Source organism: Mycobacterium colombiense CECT 3035 (assembly GCF_002105755.1).
GTDB classification, from domain to species: domain Bacteria; phylum Actinomycetota; class Actinomycetes; order Mycobacteriales; family Mycobacteriaceae; genus Mycobacterium; species Mycobacterium colombiense.
In genome coordinates this window covers 687,665-714,313 of sequence record NZ_CP020821.1, presented here as the reverse complement: position 1 = coordinate 714,313, position 26,649 = coordinate 687,665, and the positions used below count along the sequence as shown (strand labels likewise).

23 protein-coding genes are annotated in these 26,649 nt (G+C 61.2%); 19 read left to right on the top strand and 4 right to left on the bottom strand.

The features are described 5' to 3' along the window. Nucleotides 1-6: 6 nt before the first annotated feature. Nucleotides 7-237 (bottom strand): MbtH family protein, encoded by a 231-nt coding sequence (locus B9D87_RS03625; RefSeq protein ID WP_003877688.1) that lies wholly within the window; start codon nt 235-237, stop codon nt 7-9. Between the two features lie 814 nt (nt 238-1,051). Here B9D87_RS03625 and B9D87_RS03620 point away from each other — a divergent pair. From B9D87_RS03620 to B9D87_RS03565, 13 genes are all read left to right on the top strand, one after another. Continuing rightward, a complete protein-coding gene (locus tag B9D87_RS03620) occupies nt 1,052-1,510 on the top strand; it encodes an MmpS family transport accessory protein (RefSeq protein WP_044488295.1) in 459 nt (152 codons plus the stop codon). Beyond that, entirely contained in the window at nt 1,507-4,398 is a 2,892-nt protein-coding gene (locus B9D87_RS03615) for an MMPL/RND family transporter (RefSeq protein WP_007774183.1), read from the top strand. The genes B9D87_RS03620 and B9D87_RS03615 overlap by 4 nt, the downstream gene beginning before the upstream one ends. Nucleotides 4,399-4,487: 89 nt before the next feature. Next, nucleotides 4,488-7,406, top strand: a complete 2,919-nt coding sequence (locus B9D87_RS03610) for an MMPL/RND family transporter (RefSeq protein ID WP_040631296.1) — start codon at nt 4,488-4,490, stop codon at nt 7,404-7,406. A gap of 241 nt (nt 7,407-7,647) precedes the next feature. Further along, the gene (locus B9D87_RS03605; protein ID WP_007774187.1) at nt 7,648-8,595 is read left to right on the top strand and encodes a daunorubicin resistance protein DrrA family ABC transporter ATP-binding protein; all 948 of its coding nucleotides are present in this window, start codon (nt 7,648-7,650) and stop codon (nt 8,593-8,595) included. After that, on the top strand, nt 8,592-9,332 hold the full coding sequence (locus tag B9D87_RS03600; RefSeq protein ID WP_007774189.1) for an ABC transporter permease: 741 nt from the start codon (nt 8,592-8,594) through the stop codon (nt 9,330-9,332). The genes B9D87_RS03605 and B9D87_RS03600 overlap by 4 nt, the downstream gene beginning before the upstream one ends. Next, the gene (locus B9D87_RS03595) at nt 9,332-10,123 is read left to right on the top strand and encodes an ABC transporter permease (RefSeq protein WP_007774190.1); all 792 of its coding nucleotides are present in this window, start codon (nt 9,332-9,334) and stop codon (nt 10,121-10,123) included. Before B9D87_RS03600 ends, B9D87_RS03595 begins: the two co-directional genes overlap by 1 nt. Nucleotides 10,124-10,272: 149 nt before the next feature. Beyond that, the gene (locus B9D87_RS03590) at nt 10,273-10,971 is read left to right on the top strand and encodes a hypothetical protein (protein WP_085382795.1); all 699 of its coding nucleotides are present in this window, start codon (nt 10,273-10,275) and stop codon (nt 10,969-10,971) included. A 453-nt stretch (nt 10,972-11,424) separates the two neighbouring features. Then, complete coding sequence (locus B9D87_RS26815; RefSeq protein WP_148664681.1) at nt 11,425-12,306, top strand: hypothetical protein; 882 nt, start codon at nt 11,425-11,427, stop codon at nt 12,304-12,306. Beyond that, nucleotides 12,306-13,079, top strand: coding sequence for a glucose-1-phosphate cytidylyltransferase (rfbF, locus tag B9D87_RS03585; protein WP_007774193.1), 774 nt, complete (start codon nt 12,306-12,308; stop codon nt 13,077-13,079). Before B9D87_RS26815 ends, rfbF begins: the two co-directional genes overlap by 1 nt. Further along, complete coding sequence (gene rfbG / locus B9D87_RS03580; RefSeq protein WP_238553488.1) at nt 13,067-14,155, top strand: CDP-glucose 4,6-dehydratase; 1,089 nt, start codon at nt 13,067-13,069, stop codon at nt 14,153-14,155. Before rfbF ends, rfbG begins: the two co-directional genes overlap by 13 nt. Next, nucleotides 14,152-14,703: a dTDP-4-dehydrorhamnose 3,5-epimerase gene (rfbC, locus tag B9D87_RS03575; RefSeq protein WP_007774195.1), complete on the top strand. Its 552-nt coding sequence runs from the start codon at nt 14,152-14,154 to the stop codon at nt 14,701-14,703. Before rfbG ends, rfbC begins: the two co-directional genes overlap by 4 nt. 17 nt (nt 14,704-14,720) lie before the next feature. Then, nucleotides 14,721-15,923 carry a class I SAM-dependent methyltransferase gene (locus B9D87_RS03570; protein ID WP_007774197.1) on the top strand — a complete coding sequence of 401 codons (1,203 nt, stop codon included), beginning with the start codon at nt 14,721-14,723 and terminating at the stop codon, nt 15,921-15,923. Nucleotides 15,924-16,099: 176 nt separating this feature from the next. Further along, nucleotides 16,100-17,149 (top strand): putative sugar O-methyltransferase, encoded by a 1,050-nt coding sequence (locus B9D87_RS03565; protein WP_080598619.1) that lies wholly within the window; start codon nt 16,100-16,102, stop codon nt 17,147-17,149. 283 nt (nt 17,150-17,432) lie between these two features. On the opposite strand, the gene B9D87_RS03560 is transcribed toward B9D87_RS03565, so the two are convergent. From B9D87_RS03560 to B9D87_RS03550, 3 genes are all read right to left on the bottom strand, one after another. Further along, nucleotides 17,433-18,215 carry a class I SAM-dependent methyltransferase gene (locus tag B9D87_RS03560; RefSeq protein ID WP_157373234.1) on the bottom strand — a complete coding sequence of 261 codons (783 nt, stop codon included), beginning with the start codon at nt 18,213-18,215 and terminating at the stop codon, nt 17,433-17,435. Nucleotides 18,216-18,349: 134 nt separating this feature from the next. Then, the gene (locus B9D87_RS03555; RefSeq protein WP_080598620.1) at nt 18,350-19,564 is read right to left on the bottom strand and encodes a glycosyltransferase family 2 protein; all 1,215 of its coding nucleotides are present in this window, start codon (nt 19,562-19,564) and stop codon (nt 18,350-18,352) included. After that, on the bottom strand, nt 19,561-19,896 hold the full coding sequence (locus B9D87_RS03550; RefSeq protein WP_148664680.1) for a hypothetical protein: 336 nt from the start codon (nt 19,894-19,896) through the stop codon (nt 19,561-19,563). The genes B9D87_RS03555 and B9D87_RS03550 overlap by 4 nt, the downstream gene beginning before the upstream one ends. 142 nt (nt 19,897-20,038) lie before the next feature. Here B9D87_RS03550 and B9D87_RS03545 point away from each other — a divergent pair, with 142 nt between their 5' ends. The 6 genes from B9D87_RS03545 (at nt 20,039) to B9D87_RS03520 (ending at nt 26,616) form a co-directional block, all read left to right on the top strand. After that, a complete protein-coding gene (locus B9D87_RS03545) occupies nt 20,039-20,866 on the top strand; it encodes a hypothetical protein (protein WP_007774203.1) in 828 nt (275 codons plus the stop codon). 103 nt (nt 20,867-20,969) lie between these two features. Further along, nucleotides 20,970-21,800, top strand: coding sequence for an NAD-dependent epimerase/dehydratase family protein (locus B9D87_RS03540; protein WP_040631300.1), 831 nt, complete (start codon nt 20,970-20,972; stop codon nt 21,798-21,800). A 466-nt stretch (nt 21,801-22,266) separates the two neighbouring features. Further along, nucleotides 22,267-23,505 carry a glycosyltransferase gene (locus B9D87_RS03535; protein WP_007774206.1) on the top strand — a complete coding sequence of 413 codons (1,239 nt, stop codon included), beginning with the start codon at nt 22,267-22,269 and terminating at the stop codon, nt 23,503-23,505. Between the two features lie 326 nt (nt 23,506-23,831). Further along, nucleotides 23,832-24,890 carry a glycosyltransferase gene (locus B9D87_RS03530; RefSeq protein WP_101896860.1) on the top strand — a complete coding sequence of 353 codons (1,059 nt, stop codon included), beginning with the start codon at nt 23,832-23,834 and terminating at the stop codon, nt 24,888-24,890. A 2-nt stretch (nt 24,891-24,892) separates the two neighbouring features. Then, a complete protein-coding gene (locus B9D87_RS03525; protein WP_007774209.1) occupies nt 24,893-25,942 on the top strand; it encodes a polysaccharide pyruvyl transferase family protein in 1,050 nt (349 codons plus the stop codon). 17 nt (nt 25,943-25,959) lie between these two features. Then, entirely contained in the window at nt 25,960-26,616 is a 657-nt protein-coding gene (locus B9D87_RS03520; RefSeq protein ID WP_040631303.1) for an O-methyltransferase, read from the top strand. Nucleotides 26,617-26,649: the final 33 nt, after the last annotated feature.

Here is a 26,649-nt window from a genome sequence, read left to right as displayed (position 1 = left end):
GACTCGTTACTGGTCAAAACCCCGACCCGTTGCGAGCTTGTCCCGCAGGCTCTTCGGCCGAATGTCAGGCCAGTGCTGCTCGATGTACTCCAGACACGCAGCTCGGTCGGCTTCGCCGTGGACCACTCGCCAGCCAGCTGGAACATCGGCGAAGGCCGGCCACAAGCTGTGTTGCTCCTCGTCGTTCACCAGGACGAAAAAGCTGCCGTTGTCGTCGTCGAATGGATTGATGCTCACAATTCTCCAGGATGCATAGTGGACATGAGTGGAACAGGTCCAAACCATAGTTGAGCCCTAGAGCGCTCGCCCGTGGTTTGGACAAAGTTCCTGGTGTGACCTAGAAGGCGTTGACGGCGTCCAGTGAATGGTGTGCGGCGGGGCCCCGATGCCCCGGAGTTCGCTGCAGTGACCTGCATCAATGGCGTTGGCTTGCGAAATATCGCTATTGGGGCAGGCACGTCCTTCAGGCCGATGAAGTTTTTGTGCTTGTCGCCCTTGAGCTTAGCCGAAGCCCCAGGGGCCGGGAAAATCACCAAGAGGCGAACGCGCCCGGTCAGCGAGGAGCCTTGAACCACCCGGGCCAGTGACACGTACCGTGTGTTGTGCTTAGGTGGGTGCGGCGCTGCGGGACTCGCCGGGCACATTCGGGCGGTCAGCAAATGCGGTTTACGCACGCGAGGGGCATTACGATCCCGCATCGCGTTGCCAAAGAACTGATACGGAAGCGACTGGCGTGGTTTACTCAACAAGACCTGGTCGCGCTCCCCGGGGGGCGGAGCTTGTATGAGGTGTCCGAGGCACGGCTGGTCCGCCACGTGCACCACATTCAAAGCGCTGCAGCCTGGCGTGTCGCGGCGGGGGTGTAGTTGCATGTTTGAGCGGCGAGAACCGCCCGGGCATGAACACGGCTGAAGGGGGTGCAGTGGTCGAATCGGATGTCCGGGCCCGGCCCGACAACACCATCGCGGAAGGACGAGACATTAGCCAACGTCGTTTCCTAGGCTTTGGTCGTCGATCTTCAACTGAACCCGTGCAGCAAAGCGGCCGTCAGGTGACGCGGACGAAAAAGGGTCCTGGGATATTCGGTTTCCTCGGCCGGCTGTGGATCCCGCTGGTCATCGTGGCCGTCGTCGTGGCCGGAGGTATGACCGTCTCGCGGCTGCATGGTGTCTTCGGCTCCGAGAAGCGCCCGAGCTACGCCGAATCACGACAGCAGGACACCAAGCCGTTCAACCCCAAGCACGTGAAGTACGAGGTCTTCGGCCCCGCCGGGTCGATGGCCGACATCAGCTACTTCGACGCCAACGGCGAGCCGAACCACATCACCGGTATCGAGCTGCCGTGGACGTTCGACATCTCGACGACGCTGCCTTCGATCGTGGGAAATGTGGTCGCGCAGGGCAACAGCGATAGTCTCGGCTGCCGGATCGTGGTCGACGGTGTCGTCAAAGCCGAGAGGATCTCGCACGAATTGAATGCGTTCACCTACTGCGTGTTGACGGCCACATGAGCGCCCCGCAACTGGAGACCCAGGCTGCGCCGCGGCCACGTATTGCGCGGATCATTCATCGCCTGTCGGTTCCGATCATCTTGGGCTGGCTGGCTGTCGCCGTCCTGATCAGCATCGGCGTCCCGTCGCTGGAGCAGGTCGAGGCGGAGAACGCGGTCTCGCTGAGCCCCCTGGGCGCGCCGTCGTTCAAGGCCATGGAGCGCCTTGGTCAGGACTTCCACGAGACGAACTCCGGCGCGTTGGCGATGATCCTGCTGGAGGGCCAGCAGCAACTCGGCGACGACGCGCACAAGTATTACGACCGCCTGGTCAAGCTTCTGGAAGACGATCACACGCATGTGCAGCACGTCCAGAACTTCTGGGGCGACCCGCTGACCCGCGGCGCCGCGCAGAGCCAGGACGGTAAGGCCGCATATGTGCAGGTGAACCTGAACGGTAACCAGGGCGCGGCCGCGGGTGACGCGTCCGTGGCGGCCGTTCGAAAGATCGTGCAGGAGGCTTCGCCCCCACCGGGATTAAAGGTCTACGTGACCGGGCCCGCACCCATCGTCGCGGACATGAACATTGCCGGTCAGCAGAGCATCATGCTGGTTACGCTGGTCAGCCTTGCCGTGATTTTCTTGACGTTGCTGCTCGTCTACCGGTCAATCGTCACGGTCGTTCTTTTGTTGTTGATCGTCGGCCTCGAGTTGCAGATCGCGCGCGGAATGGTCGCGCTGCTCGGCCATCTCGGGTTGGTCGGCCTTACCACTTTTGCCGTCAACCTGCTGGTCGCCGCTGTTATCGCGACGGGTACCGACTACGGCATTTTCTTCGTCGGCCGATATCAAGAAGCGCGGCACGCGGGTGAAAGCCGAGAAGAGGCCTTTTACACCACATTCAACGGCGTCGCCAAGGTCGTGTTGGCCTCCGGTTTGACCATCGCCGGCGCGGTGCTCTGCCTCAGCTTCACCCGACTTCCGTTTTTCCAGCCGCTCGGCATTCCCTGCGCCGTCGGCATTGCCATCGCGGTCCTGGTCGCGATCACGCTGGGCCCGGCCCTTATTGCCGCCGGTGCCCGGTTCGGTTTGTTCGACCCACGGCGCGCGCTCTCGACCCGCAGGTGGCGGCGGATCGGTACGGCCATCGTGCGGTGGCCGGCGCCCATCCTGATCGCCTCGCTGGCCGTCTCGTTGATCGGGCTGTTGACCCTGCCGAATTACAAGCCCAGCTATGACGACCAGAAATTCATTCCGCAGAGCATCCCCGCCAACGTGGGGTATGCGGCCGCGGCTCGGCACTTCCCCGGTCAGCGGATGTCGATGCCCGAAATTCTGTTGATCGAGACCGATCACGACTTGCGTAATCCGACGGACATGCTCGTCATCAACAAGCTCGCCAAGGGCGTGCTGGCGGTGCCCGGAATTGCGACGGTGCAGACCGTGACCCGTCCCGAGGGAACGCCCCTGCAGCACACCACGATTCCCTGGATCATCAGCATGGGTCAGGCAAGCCAGATGCAGAACATGGCTTTCCAAAAAGACCGCATGAACGACATGCTCACCCAAGCCAATGAGCTGGGGAAGATGATCGGCATCATGCAGCACATGCTCGACCTGATGAAAGAACTCGTCGCCACCACCCACCACATGGTCGGGACGACGCATGAAATGCAGGACATCACTTCAGAATTGCGCGACCGCGTTTCGGACTTCGAGGATTTCTGGCGCCCGATTCGCAGCTACTTCTATTGGGAAAAGCACTGCTACGACATCCCGATCTGCTACTCCCTGCGATCGATCTTCGACGCAATCGACGGCGTCGACGAGATCAGCGACAAATTGGGCGACCTGGTGAAGGACCTGGACCAGCTGGATACGATCCTGCCGCAGCTGGTCATGCAGATCCCGCCGATGATCGAAACCATGTCGGGCATGCGCACCATGATGCTGACCATGCACAGCACCATGTCCGGCGTCATGGGCCAAATGGATTCGAGCGCAAAGGATCCCAGCGCCATGGGGCAGGCGTTCGATGCCTCCAAGAATGACGATTCCTTCTACCTGCCGCCCGGGATCATCAACGGGTCCGAGTCGTTCAAGCGGATCGAGAAGGTGTTCATGTCGCCGGACGGCAAGGACGTCCGTCTGCTGATCTCCCAGCGGGGCGACCCGTCGACACCCGAAGGCCTCAACCGGGTCGAACAGATCAAGACGGCGGCCGAGGAATCACTCAAGGGCACTCCCCTGGAAAACGCCAAGATCTACTTGACCGGTACCGCGGCGATCACCAAAGATCTGGTTGACGGATCCATGTTCGACCTGTTGATCGCCGGCGTATCCGCGATCTGCCTCATTTTCATCATCATGCTGATCATGACGCGAAGCTTCATTGCCGCCATGGTGATCGTCGGCACGGTTCTGCTCTCGCTCGGGGCGTCCTTCGGGTTGTCCGTGCTGTTCTGGCAGTACTTGCTGCACATGCAACTGCACTGGAGTGTGCTGTCCACCTCCGTGATCGTGCTGTTGGCGGTGGGCTCCGACTACAACTTGCTCTTGGTCTCCCGAATGAAGGAGGAGTTGGCTGCCGGTATCCACACGGGCATCATCCGCGCCATGGCCGGTACCGGAAAGGTCGTGACCAACGCCGGCTTGGTGTTCGCCTTCACCATGGCCTCGATGGGGGTCAGCGAGCTGCGCAGCATCGGCCAGGTGGGCACGACGATCGGCATCGGCTTGATATTCGACACGTTGATCGTGCGGGCGTTCATGACGCCGTCGGTCGCCGCATTGCTGGGACGCTGGTTCTGGTGGCCACAGTTGGTGCGCCCCCGCCCGGCCAGCACGATGCTGCGGCACACCGGCCCCCGTCCGTTGGTGCGTTCACTGCTCCTGAAGCAGCCGCAATAAGTGGTGGCTTTCCACTTCAGGATGGGAACAGCGACCGTGGGGAACACTGTGACACAGGGCAATAGCGTCGTCGGCACGTCGAGGGCCTTATGACTACGCACCCACCCCGGCCCTCGCGCTTGGCGCGGTCGATCCGCCACCTTGCGGTGTTCATCATCATCGGGTGGGTGGCGCTGACCCTGCTGGTGACGTTCGGCGTGCCACGGCTCGAGATTGTCGGCCAACAGCATTCGGTGCCGCTCGCCCCCCAGGACGCGCCGGCGGTGCAGGCCATGCAGCGCATGGGCCGGGACTTCAAGGAATCCGATTCGGACAGCTTCGCGATGCTGGTCCTGGAGTCGCAACATCAGCTTGGCGACCAGGATCACGCGTACTACGACAAGCTCGTTAGCGAATTAAAAAGCGACACAAAGCATATCGAGCACGTGCAGGACCTGTGGGGCGATCGCCTCACTGCGGCGGGCGCCCAGAGCCCGGACGGTAAGGCCGTCTATGTGCAGTTGAATCTGGCGGGCAACCAAGGCACCACCCTGGGCCAGGAATCCGTGGCCTCGGTCCGCGATGTGATCGCGCGAACGCCACCGCCCCCCGGGGTCAAGGCCTACGTCACCGGTCCCTCGGCACTGTTCTCCGATATGCAGCTCGCCGGCGACCGATCGATTCTGAAGATGACGATGATCGGCGCCTTGATCATCTTCGTCGTGCTGCTCATGGTGTACCGCTCGGTCACGACGGTCATTTTGTTGTTGCTCACCGTCGGGATCGAGGTCTTCGCCGCTCGCGGCGTCATCGCCTTTATCGCCAATAACAACTGGATGGCGCTCTCCACGTTTGCCGTCAACCTACTGGTGGCCCTGGCAATGGCCGCCGGTACGGACTACGCGATCTTTTTCTTCGGCCGCTATCAGGAGGCGCGCCAGGCGGGCGAAGACCGGCAGACGGCGTATTTCACCACCTATCGCAGCGTCGCCCCCGTGGTCTTGGGTTCCGGTCTGACGATCGCCGGAGCGATGCTGTGCCTGAGTTTCACCCGCATGCCCATCTTCCAGACCATGGGCATGCCCTGCTCGGTGGGCATGCTCATCTCGGTGCTGATCGCCCTGACGCTGGTTCCGGCCGTCCTGACCGTCGGAAGCGGCTTCGGGTTGTTCGACCCGACGCGCGCAATCGGATTCGGCCGGTGGCGGCGCATCGGCACGGCGATCGTCCGTTGGCCCGCGCCGATCCTGTGTGCGACGATCGCCGTCGCCCTGGTGGGCCTGGTGACGCTGCCCGGCTACCAGACGAGCTACAACAACCGGCTCTACATGCCGGACAACGTTCCCGCCAACGTCGGTTACGCGGCGGCTGACCGTCACTTCAACCAGTCGCGCATGATGCCCGAGATCTTGATGATCGAATCCGATCACGACATGCGGAACTCGGCGGATTTCCTGTTGCTGCACCGACTTGCGAAGGCAATCTTCGGAGTTCACGGGATCTCTCGCGTGCAGGGCATAACGCGACCCGAGGGAACACCGATCCAGCACACCTCGATCCCGTTCCTGCTCAGCATGCAGCAAGCGATCATGGGTCAAGACATGAAGTACATGCAGGCGCGCATGGACGACATGCTTGTCCAGGCGGACATGATGGCCAAGCAGATCGAGATCATGAAGCGCTTATATGCACTTCAGTCCCGCATGACGGACATCACGCACGACTCGATCACGAAGACCAAAGAAATGGCCGTCGTTCTCGCTGAGTTAAATGGCAAGATGGCCGATTTCGAGGATTTCTTTCGGCCGCTGCGTAGCTATTTCTACTGGGAAAAGCACTGCTACGACATCCCGATCTGCTGGTCGTTGCGGCAGATCTTCGAGATTCTGGACGGCGTCGACACGCTCAGCGACAAGATGGTGACACTACTCCAAGACCTCGATCACATGGACAAGCTGATGCCTCAGCTGCTCGAGCAGTATCCGCCGATGATCGCGATGTCCGAGGACATGCGGAACATGATGCTCACGAACCACAGCACCATGTCCGGGATCATCGGCCAGATGAGCAGCAATAACAAGGACGCCACCATCATGGGGCAGGCGTTCGACGATTCGAAGAACGATGATTCGTTCTATCTGCCGCCCGAGATTTTCGAGAATCCCGACTTCAAGAAAGCGATGACCCAATTCTTGTCGCCGGACGGGAAGGCCGCCCGCTTCATCATTTCGCACCGAGGCGACCCCGCGACGTCCGAAAGCGTCAACCGCATCGACAAGATCCGGCAGGCGGCCGAAGAGTCGCTCAAGAACACCCCCTTGGAGAATTCCAAGATCTACATCGCGGGCACCGCGTCGACGTTCAAGGACTTCCGGGACGGCTCCACGTACGACCTCTTCATCGCCGGCATTGGTGCGCTGTGCCTGATTTTCATCATCATGTTGATCCTGACCCGAAGTTTCATCGCCGCCCTGGTGATCGTGGGAACGGTGACGCTCTCGTTGGGCGCATCGTTCGGGATCTCGGTGCTGATCTGGCAGTACATCTTCGGCATCAAGCTGTACTGGATGGTGCTGCCCATGTCGGTGATCGTCTTGTTGGCGGTCGGTTCCGACTACAACCTGCTCCTGGTATCCCGAATGAAAGAGGAGCTGGCCGGCGGCATCAATACGGGCATCATCCGCGCGATGGGCGGCACCGGCAAGGTCGTGACGAATGCCGGCCTGGTGTTCGCGTTCACCATGGCCTCGATGGTGGTCAGCGACCTGCGCATCATCGGTCAGGTCGGTACCACGATCGGCCTCGGCCTGATGTTCGACACGTTGATCGTGCGTTCGTTCATGACGCCTACCATCGCCGCGCTGCTCGGACGGTGGTTCTGGTGGCCACAATTGGTTCGACCAAGGCCGGCCAGTCTGCTGCTTCGCTCCGTGGGAACGCGTCAGTCGGTACGCACCTTGCTCCACCACGACGAGGTCGACATGGACGCACCCACGGCCGAGATCCCCGTCGCGAGGCCGACCGTCTAGGTGGTCCTCGTCGTTTCGTTGCCCGGATAGCGAGGCGGTCGACGCCCTCCGCGAAACGCGACGAGAAAGATTGGACGCCAATGATTTTGAATGGAAAATCCGGAACTCCCCCGCTGCGAACAGCTTTGCGCAGTGCCGGCGGAATCCGCGGTGGCCATCGAGGAAAGGCTTGCGCCATCCCCCATATCGCTATCTGCCTATACCGCCAGCATGCCGCTACGCACCGTGAAATACTCCTACCGTGAGCGCTCTGGCGATCGAGGTCGAAGGCCTCACAAAGACATTCGGGCGAGACACGGTCGCGCTGAACGGCATCGACTTCTCGGTTCCGGCTGGGACGGTGTGCGGGGTACTGGGCCATAACGGTGCCGGCAAAACCACCACGATCAACATCCTGTCCACGCTGATCCGGCCCAGCTCGGGCCGCGCCAGCGTCGCCGGGTACGACGTCATCCGCCAACCGGCGAAGGTACGTGCCAGCATCGGAATGGCCGGACAGTTCACCGGAATGGACCCCATGCTGACGGGCCGGGAGAACCTGGTGTTGTTCGGCCGACTGCGCGGCTTGAATCGCAAGCGGGCAAAGACCAGGGCGGATGAGCTGCTCGAACAGTTCGATCTGGTCGCCGCCGCCGACCGCCGGCTGTCGACTTACTCGGGAGGCATGTTCCGGCGCGTGGATTTGGCCAGCGCTCTGGTGGTTCCGCCGCAGGTGCTCTTTCTCGACGAGCCGACCACCGGGCTGGACCCACGCAGCCGGCGCGACGTGTGGGCTTTGGTGAGTTCGCTGACCGTGCAGGGCATCACCGTGCTGCTGACTACGCAGTACCTGGAAGAGGCCGACGTGCTCAGCGACTCGATCGTCGTCATCGATCACGGACGGGTGATCGCCAGCGGCACCTCCGAGGAGCTCAAGCGCGCGGTGGGTACCAGCTACTGCCAGGTGACACCGGCGAACCCCGCGGATTTGACTCGGGTCGCGGCGGCGTTGAATGGACTCGAGGGCGTCGAGGTCGACAGCGACACGGGCTCGGTGTCGGTGTTTGCGCCCGATGGGGTGGCCACCCTGGTCGAGGTGTTTCGCCGAGTCGATGCGCTGGGGCTGGAACTCGCCGACATCTCGCTGCGCAAGCCGTCGCTCGACGAAGCCTTCCTGCACATCACCGAACGGACCCCCGCCCGGTCATGAGCGCCCTGACCGCCCTCACCGAACGTTCGCTGATGTCGGCGGCACGCGATGGCGAGATGATTTTTGAGGTCTTCGCGCCGGCCGTGTATTTGGCCGGCTTCAGCGTCGCGCTGCACGGGCTGATCGATACCGGGCCCGTCAGTTATTCGCAGTATCTGCTGCCCGCCGTGGTGGTTCAGTCGATGACCTTCGTCGGCATGCTCACCGCGGACCGCGCGGTCCGCGACCATATTTTCGGGTTCGGCGAGCGGATCCGGACGCTTCCGGTTCCGGCGGCGGCCACCGTGACGGCCCGGACGGCGGCCACCCTACTGCGGGGTGTCCTCTCGCTGATAGTGGCGATGATTGCCGGCTTTGTCTTTGGTTTTCGGATGACCGGCGGCCCGGGCAATGCCATCGCTTTTGTGGTGGTCGCGCTGCTGCTGTGCCTGGCTGTGACGCTCGGCGCCGACGCGTTGGGATCAAGCGCCAAGACGGTTCAGGGGGCCAGCCACCTACTGTTCGTCCCGCAGTTGCTGATGTTCATGCTGTCCACGGGAATCGCGCCCGAAAAAACCTTTCCGGAATGGTTGCGCCCGTATGTCCGCAACCAGCCTTTCTCGCAGTTCGCCGAAACACTGCGCGGCCTGGCCACCGGGCATCTGTTACTCGCCAACCTGGCGACCACCCTGGCCTGGGCTCTAGGCATGGTGGTGGTGTTCGGTGGGATCTCGTTGCGGATGCAGAGGCGCGGCTAGTGACCCATCGGCTCGAGACGCAAGGGTCCCTGGTTACCGAGAGCTGGGTGCAGGCCGGTCGCCTGCTCATCCGTTGGCGACGTGACTTCGCGGTGCTGATGGGGTCGCTGCTGCTGCCCGTCTTCCTCTTGTTCTGCTACCAGGTCGTGCTGGGCGAGCAGGTGCGCAGGGCCACCGGTATCGAAAGTGTCTATGGCATTGTGCCCATGTGCGCGGTGATTTCCGCGCTGTTCGGCTCCCTCGGCGGTTCTGTCGGCATCATGATGGACCGTCAGTCGCGCGTGCTCAGCCGGATGTGGACCCTGCCGATACATCGGGCGAGCGCGCTCACCGGGTGGTTGACCGCGGAGTTCGTGCGCGCTCTGTTCGGTACGACGCTGATCACCGCGATCGGGGTGGCGATGGGGCTGCGCTTCATCCACGGCTGGCCGACCATCGTGCTGTACCTCCTGATTCCGTCGATCGTGGTGACCGGATTCACCGCTCTCGTGATGACGGTGGCCATTCGCGACAAGGGCCGTGCCGCGATGAACTGGCTGGTGGCCGTTACCTTTTCGATGGCGTTCGTCAATCCGGGCGCCACGCCAATGGCGCAGTTCCCCGGATGGATTCGACTTTTGATTCACCTGCAACCTATTTCGCCGCCCATCGAGGCGATGCGGTCGCTGGCCCACGGCGGTCCGCTGTTGCAGCCCCTGAGCATAACCGCGGCCTGGGCGGTCGCGCTCCTCGCGCTATCCGTCCCGATAGCCGTGCGCGGCTACCGGTTGGCCGCAGAGGCAAGTGCGTGACGGCCGTCGCGCGACGGCCGCTGCTAAGCGACCTGTATCGGAAGATGGTGATAACCAAAGCCGTTTTGAAGTTATTTTTCTTCGCTCGGCGGTACCCGTATAGAGGCCAAGACCAAATGTTAAGAGCATTGGGTCCCGACCTTGGATCAATGACCACGTTGCCTGCCGTGCACACCGAGCTTCACGGCGAAATGCGCGAGTCAGGCAATCAGACTCCGGCCCGCATGACGCCGAACGACTTACCGGTCTACGAATCTGTAGTCGACTCAACTAGTCGGATCCGGATGTTAGTGATTGGTAGCTTCTATGGCGACTCGGTAGAGATGTGGCAGGAATTCCTTCACCCCGACTCGCTCATCGTCGGGGTCGACGTTGACGCCAAGTTGGTAAAAATCGCGGATGCGCAAGGCATTCACGTTCGTATCGGTGGCGATCAGACCATTTCCTCGTTGCGCGGAACGGCCGCGGAATTCGGTCCTTTCGATGTCATTCTCGACACTGGGAGCCATACAAATTCTCACATGGTGGACTGCTTTCGTTGTCTGTTCGTAAGCGCGCTGGGCGACGGCGGGGCTTATATTGTCGATAGGGTTGACTGCGACTATCGGAATCCCTATCGCAACAGCCCGGTTTCGTTCATCGACCTTGTTAGAGCACTGATCGACGCAATACATAGCAAAGTCACCGCCAGCGGAACCAGCGCGCGCGGCAGCAGCCCGAACAACATGCTCGAAGTTTCGGTACCAAGAATCACGCCGGCCTTAGGCAGCATCGAGATCTACGAGTCCATTGTTATTGTGCGGCGCACAACCCCAGATTTGACGCAAACGTCCTCCAGCCATCAGTAGGCACCTTTGCAGCCATGTTCGCCGCGCTAGATCGCATCGATCATGTTGACACGCGCCCGATACCGGCAATGCGCTTGGCAGGCCTGAGGTGCGGGGGCGTGCGACGGCACTCGGTTCCGGTGCGGAATCGAAAAGCGGCCACGGAGTTCCGGCTGGTGTGCAGGAGCGTGCCGCGGCCAAGGCTACCGGACTGCGCGTTCTCCGGTTCGTAAGGCAGAGCATGGGCTACAGTTGCCCACATGGAAAACAGGCTTGTTCCGAGACGCGCCCACGGCGCCTCGCGGACCAAGCAGTGAATGAATTCCTACACAACCAGGGGAACATCGTCCATTGGCAGCCGAAAGCGCTCATGGTGTCGCCGGCCGAGAACTGCGGGGTTATCCAGCACACAGTCGGGAAAGACGTGGGAGGGAAGTCTCCGACATCCGAACTTTCGCGACGTCATCCCCGACCATGATTCACCGATTCTGCATTAGTCATCAGAAGCCGCTATTGCCGGATAGCTGGTATGACGATTGCATCTCGCTCGGCGACTTCCAATCCGACTCTAAATTTCACATAGGGCAACTCGATCGCTTTTGGCATGAGGCTAGACCGCTTGTGTACGGCGCGGAAGGCACCTATGTCTTACCCATCGCGATCGAAAGGTCATCCAGCGGCGCTGAGCTCATCGAAATTTCGTCGTTTAGGAAAAGAATTCTCCCCTCTCCGGCTGGCATGGAGTCCAAATCGCACGGCAATCCAACCATGCGAGAATTGAGCCTCGGCAACCTTGAAACTGGGGTTGCCCTACCAGTAATCAGACCAAGGCATGGCATTGAGTTCCTGGTGGCGCAGCCCCTATACTTCGAAAGCTCGATAATTGGTCAATATGCAGCGGCTCATTATCGCAGGGATATAATCGACTACACTGCGCTAGCGATTGAATTGGGGGTATTAGATTCGGATTCCGCATCGGAGTTTCTGACCGCAAAACATTTGATTCCCGGAGGTATTCAACTCGGGATCTATCCGAGGTCATGGCTGATGGACGCAATGTCAAGCATAGAGCTCGTTAGCAGGAACTTTGTACACAGAAACGCGAGTCGTTTGAAACATTACGATACGTATCAGGTAAGGGCGGTTGGATTTCTTTCGGAGAGACTGGGGTCTTTCTTTTTAATTCGCCATCTTGTGGAAAAGTATTCAAACAAAATTCCTGCCGATATATTCGGGTATATGACTGTCATCGTCGAAGGTAACTCAAGTTACTCGATCGGCAGATCGGAGGCCGTTGAAACAGATCGGCCCAACGTACGGCCGCGTAGGTACCATCTAAAACGTAAGCGAGCCTGATGAAAGCAGTATTGCTAGCCGGCGGTTTAGGCACTCGCCTCCGCGAGGAAACTACGATCCGCCCCAAACCTATGGTGGAGATTGGCGGGCGGCCGATCCTGTGGCATATCATGAAGCTTTATTCCCATCATGGAATTAACGATTTCGTCGTATGCTGTGGCTATAAGGGTTACGTCATCAAGGAATATTTTGCCAATTATTTCCTACACATGTCTGACGTGACTTTCGATATGTCCGCTAACAAGATGGAAGTCCATGAGCGTCACGCAGAACCTTGGCGGGTGACACTCGTCGATACCGGGGACGACACCATGACCGGCGGGCGTCTAAAGCGCGTGGAGTCCTACATCAAGGACGATGACGCGTTCTGCTTCACATACGGTGACGGGCTCAGCGACGTGAACATCAGCGCAAGTATTGAATTCCACCGTGAGCATGGGCATCACGCCACGGTCACCGCGGTACTTCCGCCGGGCCGCTACGGCGCCATTGAGTGCGCGGGCGGCCGTGTCACGCGTTTCGTCGAGAAACCACGCGGCGACGGCGGCCTCATCAACGGCGGATTCTTCGTCCTGTCGCCCGCGGTACTCGACTACATCGAGGGCGACGAGATTTCTTGGGAGGGCGCGCCATTGGCGCGCCTCGCTGCCGACGGCGAAATGATGGCCTTTGAGCACTCTGGTTTTTGGCAACCGATGGACACGCTCCGGGACAAGAATATGCTCGATGAACTGTGGAGCAGCGGCGAAGCGCCGTGGAAATGCTGGCATTGAACGCCTTCGGCTCGGCCTATCGTGGGCGGCGGACCCTGGTCACTGGCCATACCGGGTTCAAGGGCAGCTGGCTGTGTCTGTGGTTACAGGCACTCGGCGCCGAAATTTCCGGGCTCGCATTGGATCCCGCGACCGAGCCCAACCACTGGGATCTGTTGAAATTATCCATTCGCGATCATCGCATCGACATCCGTGACGAATCGGCGGTCCGCAACGTCTTTGTTTCGGAAAAGCCCGAGATCGTTTTTCATTTGGCCGCACAGCCGTTGGTCCGTCGGTCCTACCACGAGCCAGTCACCACATGGGCCACGAATGTGATGGGAACGGCGCACCTAATCGAGGCCGCTCGTCACACGCCCGGCGTGCGCGCGGTGGTAATCGTGACGACCGATAAATGCTATGAGAATCGCGAATGGCCTTGGGCATACCGAGAACGGGACCGGCTGGGGGGCCACGATGCATACAGTGCGTCTAAGGCCGGTGCCGAGTTGGTGGCCGCGAGCTATCGGTCCGCGTTCCTGCAACAGCCATCGGCCCCACTGCTCGCAACCGCCCGGGGGGGCAACGTGATTGGCGGTGGCGACTGGTCCGAGGACCGCCTCATTCCTGACCTGGTACGGTCGGTCGCCGCCGGCGAGCCACTCGTCATTCGCTCGCCACGCGCCACACGTCCCTGGCAACATGTATTGGATTGCCTCAGTGGGTATCTGCTACTGGGTCAGCGGCTGCTGGCTGGTGAGAACGCGTGCGCAGACGCTTGGAACTTCGGCCCCGATGGGGAAGGAAACCGTACGGTTGAAGGAGTGCTAATAGACCTCGCCGGCACATGGCCGCAGCTCCAATGGCAAGTAACATCTAGTCCCCAACCTCATGAGGCCGGCTTACTGCAACTCGACACCGCGAAGGCGAAGATGCATCTCGGGTGGCGTCCGGTCTGGAACCTGCAAAAAGCCATCCACTCCACCGCCGATTGGTACCACCAGTTTCTCGAACGAGGCGAAGTGTCGAGTTCAGACCAACTGGCGACTTATACCACCGACGCGGTCGATTCCGGCTTAGGCTGGGCGATTTCATGAATATCATCGACACCCCGCTCGCCGGTTTGAAGGTGGTGCAGTCATCGCCCCACCGCGACGCTCGTGGCGCTTTCCTGCGTCTGTTCTGCGCGCAAGAACTCCGGGCCGTGGTCGGGCAACGTCAGATCGCCCAGATCAATCACTCCCGGACCAGTAACGTCGGGGCTGTGCGTGGCCTCCATTTTCAACATCCGCCGCACGCCGAAATGAAGATGATTCGTTGCCTTCGCGGCAGGGTCTGGGACGTCGCAGTCGACCTGCGGGCCGAGTCCCCCACGTTCCTGCGCTGGTATGCGCAGGAATTGGCGCAAGAGGACGCGCAGATGCTGGTCATCCCGGAAGGCTTTGCCCACGGATTCCAGGTCCTGGAGCCAGAGAGCGAATTGCTATATCTACATACGGCCTTGTACCACCCACCTGCCGAGGGTGGACTTCGCTACGACGACCCACGACTCGCCATCGCCTGGCCGCTACAACCGCAGGACCTGTCACCTCGTGACCAGGCACATCCGCTCCTGAATGCCGATTTCACTGGAGTCACGCTATGAAATGCCGACACTGCGGCGTGCCCTTGGATCTCAGTTTTGTAGACCTGGGCTTTGCTCCCCCGTCCAACGCCTATCTGGAGGCCGACTCCCTGAGTTGTCCCGAGGTGAATTACCCACTGCGCGTTAAGGTTTGTCACCAGTGTTGGCTCGTTCAAACCGAAGATTACGCCCGCGCCGAAGAACTGTTCAGTGCCGACTACGCCTACTTCTCAAGTACCTCGAGCAGCTGGCTCGAGCACGCGGCCGATTATGCACACATGATCACCGAGCGGCTGCAGCTTGGGCCCGACAGCTTTGTGATCGAAGTGGCCTCCAACGACGGCTATCTGCTGAAAAACTTTGTGGCCCAGAAGATCCCCTGCTTGGGCATCGAACCGACAGCGAGCACAGCAGCAGCCGCCGAGGCATTGGGAATCGCCGTCATGCGGGAATTCTTCGGAGAAGCCCTGGGACGTCGGCTCGCAAGCCAAGGACGGCGGGCGGATCTGATCGCGGGCAACAACGTGTACGCACACGTTCCCGACATCAATGACTTCACCCGTGGATTGGCCGCCGCGCTGAAGCCGGAAGGTACTGTCACGCTGGAATTTCCGCATTTGATGCCGTTGATCGAACGGACGCAGTTCGACACCATCTACCATGAGCACTTTTCGTACCACTCGCTCACGACAGTATGCCGCATCTTCGACGCCGCAGGACTGCGTGTGTGGGATGTGGAAGAACTGCCAACGCACGGCGGAAGCCTGCGAGTGTACGGCTGCCACAGCGAGGCAACGATTTCGACCACGGACCGTGTCGGTTCGTTGCTGACGCGAGAAGATGCGTTCGGGATATCCCGGCCCGAGACTTACTGGACCTTCCAGCAGCGCGCCGACCGCGTGAAAGACGATCTTCTGATGTTCCTCATCGAGCAGAAGCAGGCCGGCCGGCGTGTGGCGGCCTACGGGGCCGCTGCTAAAGGAAACACATTGTTGAACTACGCAGGTGTCAAGCCTGACTTGCTGCCGTATGTGTGCGACGCTGCGGTGTCCAAGCAAGGAAAATTCATGCCAGGAAGCCATATCCCCATCTATTCGCCTGAGGCACTGCGTGAGAATCGGCCGGACGACGTAGTCATCTTGCCCTGGAACATCGCCCAGGAGGTGCGAACCCAATTGGTTGACCTTGTACACAACGGTACACGTTTCGTGACGGCGGTTCCCGAATTGAGCGTGCTGTGAAGTCCGGCGTTGGCCAATTTTATCCGACACCTTGAGGCGTTCGGAGCGAGGTTCCGAATACGCTACGGCCGAGATGCCGCACCAGGGACAATTCTCGCCATTTAGATCTAGTGAACATGACAAGGAGTCACGAAATCAGATGCTGAAATCGCATGTGGCGCAGGGGCTAACTCGAGATGACTGAGACTGAGCTTCATCGCGTGTGCAATTCGATGCTTCAGGAAATCGAAAGAGATCGCCGCTTTTTAGCGTCGAAGTTCTGGACTGACATTGGTCAAAAAAACATGGCTATGTTGGAGAGCCGAGGACTGGATAATTTCAAAAGAACGGTTTCTCAAAATTACTTCAACTGGGTTGTCGGCAGAGGAGGGCCGATGGTCCGGCACGTCTTTCTTAACTGGCTCAAGCGACCCACGCTCAATCCTTGGCGAAGCTCGATAGAGGATGATGTCACTCTCTCATTTACTACCCATGACACCCCAGTAACGCTGAAGCCAAGACAAAAAAACCACTACCGCCGGTTCGTGACCTATCTCTGGGACCTTATGGTCCGGATCGACAAGAGGAAGCTGCACGTTGACCTGTCTGAACCGATTTTAGGTAATCCGATTAAAATTCGATTGGGCGAGACGCTAATAAGCCAGGATCTCGCCAATTCCATTATCGAGGCGAATGTTATTGCTGATCTGCTGGATTCTCCTTCGTCGCAGCGGAGGGTGGCGGAAATAGGCGCCGGATCCGGTCGGTTGGCCCAAGTTTTCGCCGAGAAACTGCAAGGGCAGTATGTCATTTTTGACATACCACCGGCCCTCTATGTGTCTCAGTGGTATTTGTCCCAACTGTTCCCGGACAAGAAGATTTTTCGATTCCGTCCCTTTGACGATTTCTCAACGATCGAAGCCGAGCTGTCGTCGACAGACATTGCGTTTTTTACCGCTAATCAGATCACCAAATTTCCAGACAGATACTTTGATGTGATGCTCTCAATCAGCACCTTGCCTGAGATGAGCCGCGAGCAGGTGGTACTTTATATCGATCTTTTCCAGCGGAAATCGGCTGATTACATCTATCTAAAGCAATGGAAGTCTTGGAAGAATCCACTTGACGGAACCGATATCGGACCCGACGACTACATCAATGGAAATGAATGGAAGCTGTCTCACCACTTCTCCGATCCGATAGTCCCGGAATTCTTTGATAGAGTTTGGCGCCGCAATTCAAAATAGCATTCTGGGCAGCTTGATCCAGTGGTTGCGGGTGAGGCGCTCCCTTCGTAGCCGGTTGCTGAACGATACGATCTAGACGTTGCCCCACGGCGCCTAAGTGAAATGTAGGACAGTCCCACTTTCCCAGCGGAAAAGGATCGCAGAGCTTGAGAAATCGGTTCCCGGCCGTTGTCCGTCCGCAGCATCTTTGGCGGGCCGCTGACCCCCGCGAACTCCCGCTCACGCTCGGCGCTGATCGAGCGCTCCAGCAGCGATTCGCGGGAACACTCCAGTCGAGTCTCGATCAGTTCGCGGCAGCGGGTGACTCGGGCCGCTGCAGCACCATCGTGTAGCACGCGCCCTCGCCCTCACCTCCCTCGAAGCGCAGCATCAATCCACCGAACCGCATCCCCAGCCACCACACCAACCGGCCTGGCTTTGCCCCGGGCACAAGGCCGATTGTCCGCATCGCCCAGGAGAAGCGGTTCCAGTCCAAGCTGCCTTCGTCCCGGGTTGTGGCCAATACCACCTCCAGTCCGTGAGCTTCGGCCCAACGGCTCATCCACGGCATCGATAATCCGAAGAGGTGGCGCGGCAAGTCATGATGTGGCCATCGGCGGCCCATCCTGCGGGCCTGGATGCTCAATGGATTAGGTGCCGCAACAACGATCACGCCACCCGGGTTCAGCCGCGCCGTGGCCGCTGCCAGCACGTCCCAGGGACGCTGCAGATGCTCAAGAGCGTGCCACAGGCAGATCGCATCGTAGGTCTGCGGCTGGTCCCGCAGCACCGAGGCCGGATCGGCCGAACAGGTCGTCACAACCCCGAGCTCCGTCGTCAGGAACCGCGCGCACTCGGGGTCCATCTCCACCGCGTGAACTACGAAGCCCGCTTGCTGCGCCAGAGCGCAGAATTGGCCGATCGAAGGTCCAATCTCCAGCAGTGTCCCGGTTTGGCGGTAGCGGCGCAGCAGTTCGATCTTGAAGCGCTGCGGCGGCAGATGCCTCTCCAGTTCGGCCTGGTCCTTCGGCACGTAATGATAGTCAGACGTGTAATAGGGGCCGAGGTCCGCTGGCGGGTCGGCCACGAAGATCAGTCCACAGCCACTGCACTGGCGCAGGTGGAATACGGTCCCCGTCACGCGGCGATTCACGTCCGGCGCCGCCAGCAGAGCGGTAGTAGCCGCGGCGCAATAGGGGCAGTGAGGCCCGTCGCCGCCCATCACGCGGCGCCCTCGGCCAGACGGCGCAGGCCGTCCACGGCGTCCAGCATGTTGGACGGTGCCAGCGGCACCTTGCGTGGCCGGGTTAGCCAGCCATATTGCCCGAACCTGCTCGCAACCAGGTGGCCAAGCACGCGGCGCAGGACTTGCGGTAATGCGCGCAATGGCAGCAATGCCATGCGCAGCAGCATCGCCAGTGCCCTTTCCGAGCGACTCAGCAGCGGCCACATCTGACCGAACGTCGTGCCCACAGGCCGCCCGGTGGTGTAGTGATGCAATATCGTGCTCACAATCTGCAAGCGCCGGTAGCGGTCCACGCCCAGGTGCAAAGACGGATCATCCGCCAGCGCATCGCGTACCAGCGCCACGGATACAAGCCACAGCGTGTTCATATAGCTGCCAGGCAGGAGCCGCTCGCGGAGTCCCGGTGCCACTTCGTCGCGGAAGTCCTGGTTCCCCAGGAAATCCACCCCCGCCGCTTCGGAGTCGTTGAGGTGGAAATAGCCATAGGACTTGCGCGTAATGCCGATCACCGTCATTGGGCGCGGCACCACGCCCACGCGGGCCGCGCGCAGCAAGGCAAGGTTGGCGGTATAGAAATCCGGGAACGGCCCCCTAAACACCGGTGCGTCGGCGCGCAAACGCTCCAGGAAGTCGCGTCGGAACAGGAAGTGCTGCATGTTGAACGCGTAGAGCGCACGCATGTCCAGCGCCGCCCGCGCCGCCGCCCGCGCCTCCTCCGGCGGAATGATCGCCGGCGCATCACGGCCGTGAAGCATGCAGTACACCTGCGTCACATCGGACATCAGTCCTTGCGTCTGGCCGGGGACGACGCCAGGCGCCATGAAATGGTACGCGCCGTGATATATCAGGTCAGGGTCGGCCAGCGCCGTGCAGGCCTCGCGCATCGTCCTCATGTAACCGGCGGGAAGCCCGTCATCATCACCTAGCATCACTACCCACCGGCCAGTCGCGGCATCGGCGGCGCGGTTCCAGTTGTCAGTTACCGGCAGCGGCGTATCACTGCGAAGATAGCGAATGCGCGGGTCGTCAAGGCTCTTTACCAGACCCCGCACATCATCCACGGATGCGTTGTCGGAGACGACGATCTCCCAGCTCGCCTCATCCTGCGCCCGCACGGTGGCGATCGCCTGGGCCAGCAACTCCGCGCGGTTGCGTGTGGGCAGGAGCACCGAAAATTCAGGTGCGCTCATGCGGTGCCATCAGGCGCGGTAGGAGCGCGCCCCCAACGCCAGATATTGCCGACCACCAGCAACTGCGTTCGCGCCGGTGCGGAAAGCATCCGCGCGTCCAGCCACGGCCGGGCCGCATGGCCGAGGCCGCACACCAGGCTGGTCAACCCCAACGCAGCCAGGAAACGCGAAAGCCTGTCCTGGCCGCTTTCGAACCGCCAGGCCTTGTACTTGGTCTCGGGGCGACCGTCAGGCAGACTCAACCCCATAAAACACACTCCTCCGTTTTCCACGGAAAGAAATCGGCTCACTCCTCGACCGAAGCCAACAGACGATGTGGTCACCTTACCCATGAACATCGCCCACGAGGTGCGAGCCTAGTTGACAGATCTTGTGCAGAGAGGTTTTTGTTCGTGACGGCGGTTCCCGGGTTGGACTTCCGATGATGCACGCCACCGCCTACACCAAGCCGCACAGGCAGAGCGGGCAATTGCTATGAGCGAGTTGACGGTCATCCATCTAGCCCGCGGTAGCAATGGCCGTGTACCTCTCGAGCGGTTCCTGGAAAGCTATCGCGCGCACAACGCCGGCGTCGCTCACCAGTTTCTGGTCGTGTTCAAGGGATACGCCGATCAAAATACCTTGACGGAACACGAGGCGCTGGCACGCACGTTTGGCGCCGAAACGCTTAGGCTCGCACGCGACGACCTATTCGACATCGGCGCCTACCACGAAGCCACGCGCGAGATCGACACCCGATATGTGGCTTTTTTCAATTCGTTCAGCGAGATCCTCGCCGACGAATGGCTTGCCCGCCTTTATCACGGCATCCGGCAAGAAGGCGTAGGCCTCGTCGGGGTAACGGGTTCCTGGGAGAGCCAGACATCCAATGCTTTTCAGCTTATGCGGGCACAGCCACTCCCCCACCTTGCGATTCTGTGGCTCTACAAATGGCGTTTCTCACCGCACTTCCCCAATCCGCACATCCGCACAAATGGATTCATCATGCAGCGCGACACGTTCTTGGCGCTTAAGTCTCCACAAACGCGCAGCAAGCAACTCGCCTGGGCCTTTGAAAGCGGACGGAGCAGTATGACTCGACAGATCGAGCGCCAGGGCCTGAAGGTTCTGGTTGCAGGGCGGGACGGCCGATATTTCGCAGCGAGCGATTGGCCACAATCGGCAACATACTGTGCAAACGGCCAATCAAACCTGATCGTTCAAGATAATCACACGCGCAAGTACGGTGATGGTTCCACGGCTACGCGCGACGAGTTCCAGTATCGGGCCTGGGGCAAGGGCGCCACGGCCGATGGCGCGTAGCCGAATTTCTCGAAGAGGAGCTAGGTGGACGAGATGGTGAAAATCGAAACGCACTTGATTGTTTCTGGATTCGACTATCGACCCCGCGGGAACTGACACTCGTATGAACGTCACCTTGACCGGAGCAACCGGGTTTGTCGGAAGACAGATTCTGCATAGCCTCCTTGAACGAGGCTGCTCGGTGAGGGCACTCGTTCGCGATCCGTCCCGTCTATCTGCTCGCCGGACAGGAGGAGCGCTAGAGGTCGTGCAGACGCCAAACTTATTCACCGAGGCGACGCAGCAATTGGAAGAGTTGCTCGAAAGCTCAGAAACGTTGGTGCATGCGGCTTGGTATGCGGAGCCCGGGAAATACCTCACGTCGCCAGAGAACCTTAGCTGCCTCAGCGGCACGCTGAACCTCGCCCGCGCATTCGCGGCGGTCGGCGGCAAGCGATTCATTGGTGTAGGAACCTGCGCGGAATACGACACATCCGCGGGCCTGCTTGCAGCCGATACGCCGTTAGCGCCAAATACGTTGTACGCCGCGTGTAAGGCGGCGGCCGCTCAGGTGCTAGACCATTTCTTTGGTGCAGACGGTATCAGCTTTGCCTGGTGCCGGGTTTTCTACCTGTACGGGGAAGGAGAAGACGAGCGGCGGCTGGTGCCGTATATCCGCGGGCAACTCGAGGCTGGAAAAGAAGTCCTCCTTACTCGCGGCGATCAGGTGCGTGATTTCCTCGACGTCAAAGACGCTGGGCGGATGATCGCCGATGTCGCGCTCGGGAAGCAGCAAGGCCCGGTCAACATCTGCTCAGGTGAAGGGGTGACTGTTCGACAACTTGCCGAGAGCGTCGCCGACGAGTACGGCCGCCGTGACCTGCTGCTTTTTGGGGCGAAACCGGAAAACATCTTTGACCCTCCGCGGATCGTTGGTGTGCCGAGCCACGTATGACGGCAACGGTGCCAAGCTGTTACAAACGGGCGTGCTTCCGATCTCTGAAGAGATGAACGGCTCTATCGCTGCGACGGCGAAAACACACTGACCATCAGAACGCAGTGGCCCGATAAGGCCTTGACCCTGCAGCGCCGCCGCGCGGATGACAGTGCAGGCCCAGTGGATCGATAGGGGAGCGCGTGCTTTTGTCGCAGGACCCTAGGTCAATGGAAAAAGGACGCCGCCGTGCGCGTGTAGGTCTTGACACGCCGCTCCGGCGTTCGCCAACCAACGACGATTTCCTACTGCCTGCCACTCACACGGCCAAGTCACTGGAGCCCGATGTTCTGAGCGGGTAGGTCGAGCATTCGAACTCACTATTAACAGCACGCGCCTACAGCGAACAACCCACGTGAAAGCCGACGAACAGCGATAATGGCCTCTGCGAATGCCCGCACACGCACGACCACTGGAAGGATTCGTCGTGAAATTCGCCCTGGCCAGCTACGGAACTCGCGGCGACGTGGAGCCCTGCACGGCTGTGGGTCGCGAACTGCAGCGCCGCGGGCACGAGGTCCGCATGGTCGTTCCGCCCAACCTAGTGCCCCTCGTCGAGTCCGCCGGCCTTTCGGCGTCCGGCTACGGGCCCGATCAGCAGGACGGCTTCTGGGACACCGACTTCCTCGGCAAGTTCTGGAACGTCCCCGAGGTGAGGAGGCGATGGCGCGAAGCCCAGGACTTGCTTGCCCAGTCCTGGGCGGAGATGAGCGCCACCCTCACATCGCTCTCCGACGGTGCCGACCTGGTGTTCACCGGCCCCGGCTTTCCGGGGATCGCGGCGAACGTGGCCGAACACCTCAACGTGCCATTGGCCACGATGCACTACTTCCCCATGCGACCCAACGGGCAGCTCGCGCCTCACCTGCCGGCGCCGGCCGTGCGCACCGCGATGAGCGCTCTGGACTGGGTGCAATGGCGAGTGACGAAGAACGCCGAGGACGCCCAGCGCCGCGAACTCGGCCTGCCGAAGGCGAAAGGCCCTGCGCCACAACGGATGGCCGACCGGGGCGCACTGGAGATCCAGGCCTACGACGAGGTCTGCTTTCCCGGGCTGGCCGCCGAATGGGCCAAATGGAACGGCCAGCGGCCCTTTGTCGGCACGCTGACGATGGAGTTGACGACGGACTCCGACGACGACGTCGCGGCGTGGATCGCCGCCGGAACGCCCCCGATCTGCTTCGGTTTCGGCAGCACATCCGTTGATTCTCCGGCCAATACACTCAACATGATTGCTAACGCCTGCGCGCAGCTGGGCGAGCGGGCGCTGGTCTGCTCCGGGAAAACGGACTTCACTGGTACGGCACAGTTTGACCACGTCAAGGTGGTGGGCCCGGTGAATTACGCAGCGGTCTTTCCCGCCTGCCGCGCGGTGGTCCACCACAGCGGCGCGGGCACCACGGCGGCGGGCCTGCGCGCGGGAGTCCCGACGCTGAGCCTCTGGAGTTTGAGCGATCAGAAGATCTGGGCCGGCCAGGTTCAACGTTTGAAAGTTGGCCTGGCGCGGCACTTTCCGAGCACCACTCTGGATTCGTTGGTCGCTGACCTCGGACAGATCCTGGCACCGGAGTACGCCATCCGCGCTCGCGCGATCGCGGCGCGGATGACGAAACCTGCCGAGAGCATCGCGACCACGGCCAACCTCCTGGAGAAATTTGCCACGTGAGGTAGCGGGGTTGCCATGCACATCGTCGCTGACAGAACCAAATGGGTTCAGCAGGAGTTCTTGACGCGAGGAAACATTCGTAATTATTTGCCGAATCCCGCGCCAAGCCCCCGAACCGCGCAGCCGATAGGAACCCGGGTTCCACGTTGGCTATTATTGACCAAACTGTCAGTAATCGTACGTCGTCGCCCACAGGGTCGCGCTGTACGCAACCGCAGTGGGGGAATCGGCATCTCTTCGCAACTACTTTGTTCGCTGCTCAATAACAAGGTACTTCTCGACCGCGTCGCAGCCGGCGCGCGAAGGAGAGGCCCGCAGTGACCGCGATAAGGAAAGCAGCGACCGCACCGAAAGTCAGCGTGGTATCGACCACGCACAACCAGCAGACCTACGTCCGCGACACCCTGGACGGCTTCCTCGCCCAGCAGACCGATTTTCCGATGGAGGTCATCGTCGCCGACGACGCGTCGACCGACGCCACACCCCGAATCATCCGCGAGTACGCCGACCGCCACCCGCACCTGTTCCGGCCCATCCTGCGGTCCAAGAACGTCGGCCTCAACGCCAACCTCACCGGCGCCCTGTCCGCCGCGCGTGGTGACTACATCGCGCTGTGCGAGGGCGACGACTACTGGACCGACCCGTCGAAGCTGAGCAAACAGGTGCAGCTGCTGGACGCCGAACCCCGCACGACCGTGTGTTTCCACCCGGTGCAGGTGGTCTGGACCAACGAACGCGCAGAGGACGAGAAACTCGTCCACACCCTGTACCGCAAGTTCGAAGAGACCTTCCTTCCGAAGTTTCCGCCGCCGTTTCGGGCCGGCGACCTCAGCTTCGAGACCTTGATCTCGCGCAACTTCATCCAGACCAACTCGGTGATGTACCGCCGCCTCTCCCGCTACGACGACATCCCGGCCGACGTCATGCCCCTGGATTGGTACCTGCACGTCCGCCATGCCGCCGAAGGCGGTATCGCCATGCTGCCCGAGACGATGGCCGTGTATCGCCGCCACCCGCGCGGCATGTGGTACAAGTCCATCACCGATCCCGCCACCTTCTGGCGCACGCAAGGCCCCGCGCACGCGGCGACATTGGACGCCATGCTCGACGTCGTCTGCGGCGACCCCGTGCACGAGTCGATCGTTGCCAAAAACGCCAACTGGGTGCTCAGCGCGATCGCCAAGCAGGTCCCAGATCCTGAGGGTCAGGAACTTCTGGTGCAAACCACGGCCCAGTACCCGCGCATCGCGACGCTGGCATTGCAGAATCGCTGGACCAAAACGCTCGGCGGGCGTGTGAAGAGGTTGCGGCGCAAGCTCACTCGCAACGCCGGTGCCCCGAAGAAGGGTGCTGGGCGCCGTGTCGACGAACAACTGAGTGCCTGAGGATGGGTGTCACCGGCGACGCCACCGTCGCGTACCTGGGCTGGCATGGGCTGGGCAACCTTGGCGACGACGCGATCTACGACGCGGTTCGGGGCCAGTTGCAGGGCGCAACCTTTCTCGATCTGCCGCGCCTTCCCCACCAACTGATCTATGCAACCGTCACGGCGGCAATGGGTTTGAACCGATCGCTGCGGCGCAGCAGCCAAGTCGTGGGTGGCGGAACGCTCGTCGGGCGCAGCCAGTGGCGGCTCTTGGTCAACCGAGGCTTGGCGCTCACCAAAGACAATGCAAGCTACGCGATCGGCGTCGGCGTGGAAGATCCGGCGTTCGGCGGACGCAATAGCGGCTCGGGCAGGGGCGAACTGAGGCGTTGGGCGCCGATACTTTCCAAGTTCCGTACCGTGTCCGTGCGGGGGCCGCGCAGCGCCGAGCTGCTGTCCGACATCGGGTTGGACGTCGAGGTATCCGGCGATCCGGCGCTGCTTCTCCCCCGGCCCGCCGTAACCCCCGAAGACGGCCTGATCGGAGTGAATCTCGGCTTCGGCGACGATCTTTGGGGACACGACCCGACGCAGTTGGCGGACGAGATAGCCGGCGCCGTCAAGCAACTGTCCTCCCATGGCTACCGCTTCGTCGGGATACTGATGAATCCGGAAGACAGACGCTGGACCGAAGTGGCGCTGAGGGACATTCCGGAAGCGGAGATGGTGCTGCCGGCCAACCCCGATGCGGCGGCGCGGGAACTGGCCCGCTGTTCCGTCGCGATCGTCACCCGCCTGCATGCGAGCGTCCTGGCTTCGCTCTCGGACACGCCGGTCGTTTCGCTGGAGTACCAACCGAAATGCCGGGACTTCGCGCTTGCGATCGACGACGAACGGTCACTGGTTCGCACCGACGAGGTGAGCAGCGGCGCCGTCGTCGACCGGGTGTTCGATGCGATCGGGAACGCGTCCAGCATCCGGAGCAGGAAGCGCACCGCCGTCGCACGCCTGAAACGGCGCCTCGAAGGCGAATACGCGGAGCTGGCAAGCGAGTTGGGTCTCGCCTCGTGATACCGCTGCGAAAAGGGTTGGAGCTGAGGTGGATCAAGCGCGGCGGGCGCATCGCCGATCTTCCCCGCCGCTTGCCGCTGGCGGAGCGCAAGACCGAGATCGAATCGTCAGCACGCACAACCGAGAAGCTCGGCGCCCTGCCCCTGGCCGAGGCCTATGGGCAGCCCGGTGCGACCCGGAAGCCCAAACAGGTCCGGGCCGCGTCGTGGCAGGGCGACCTGTACGCCTACCTGGTGGGCCGGCACGACCCCGCGATCGTCGTGGAGTTCGGATCGGCGTTCGGGGTATCCGGCATGTACCTGTCCTCGGCGCTTCGGCGGGGCTGGATGTATTCGTTCGAGATCAACCCCTCCTGGGCCGACATCGCAGAACGAAACATCAACTCCGTCACCGATCGCTACACCCTGACGCGGGGCGCCTTCGAAGACCACGTCGGCGCCATCCCCGACCCGATCGATCTGGCCTTGGTGGACGGGATCCACACCCGAGACTTCGTGACCCGGCAATGGCAGATCTTGAAGCCCCGGATGGCCCCGGGTGGCTGCGTGCTGTTCGATGACATCGACTTCAACCGCGGGATGGGCGAAGCCTGGCGGGATATCTGCGCCGATCCTCAGGTGGTCGGTGCTGTCGAAGTGTCCAAACGGTTGGGCCTTGTCGAATTGGCGTCCTAAGCCCTGCCCCCCGCACATTGGCGATCCCCTGAC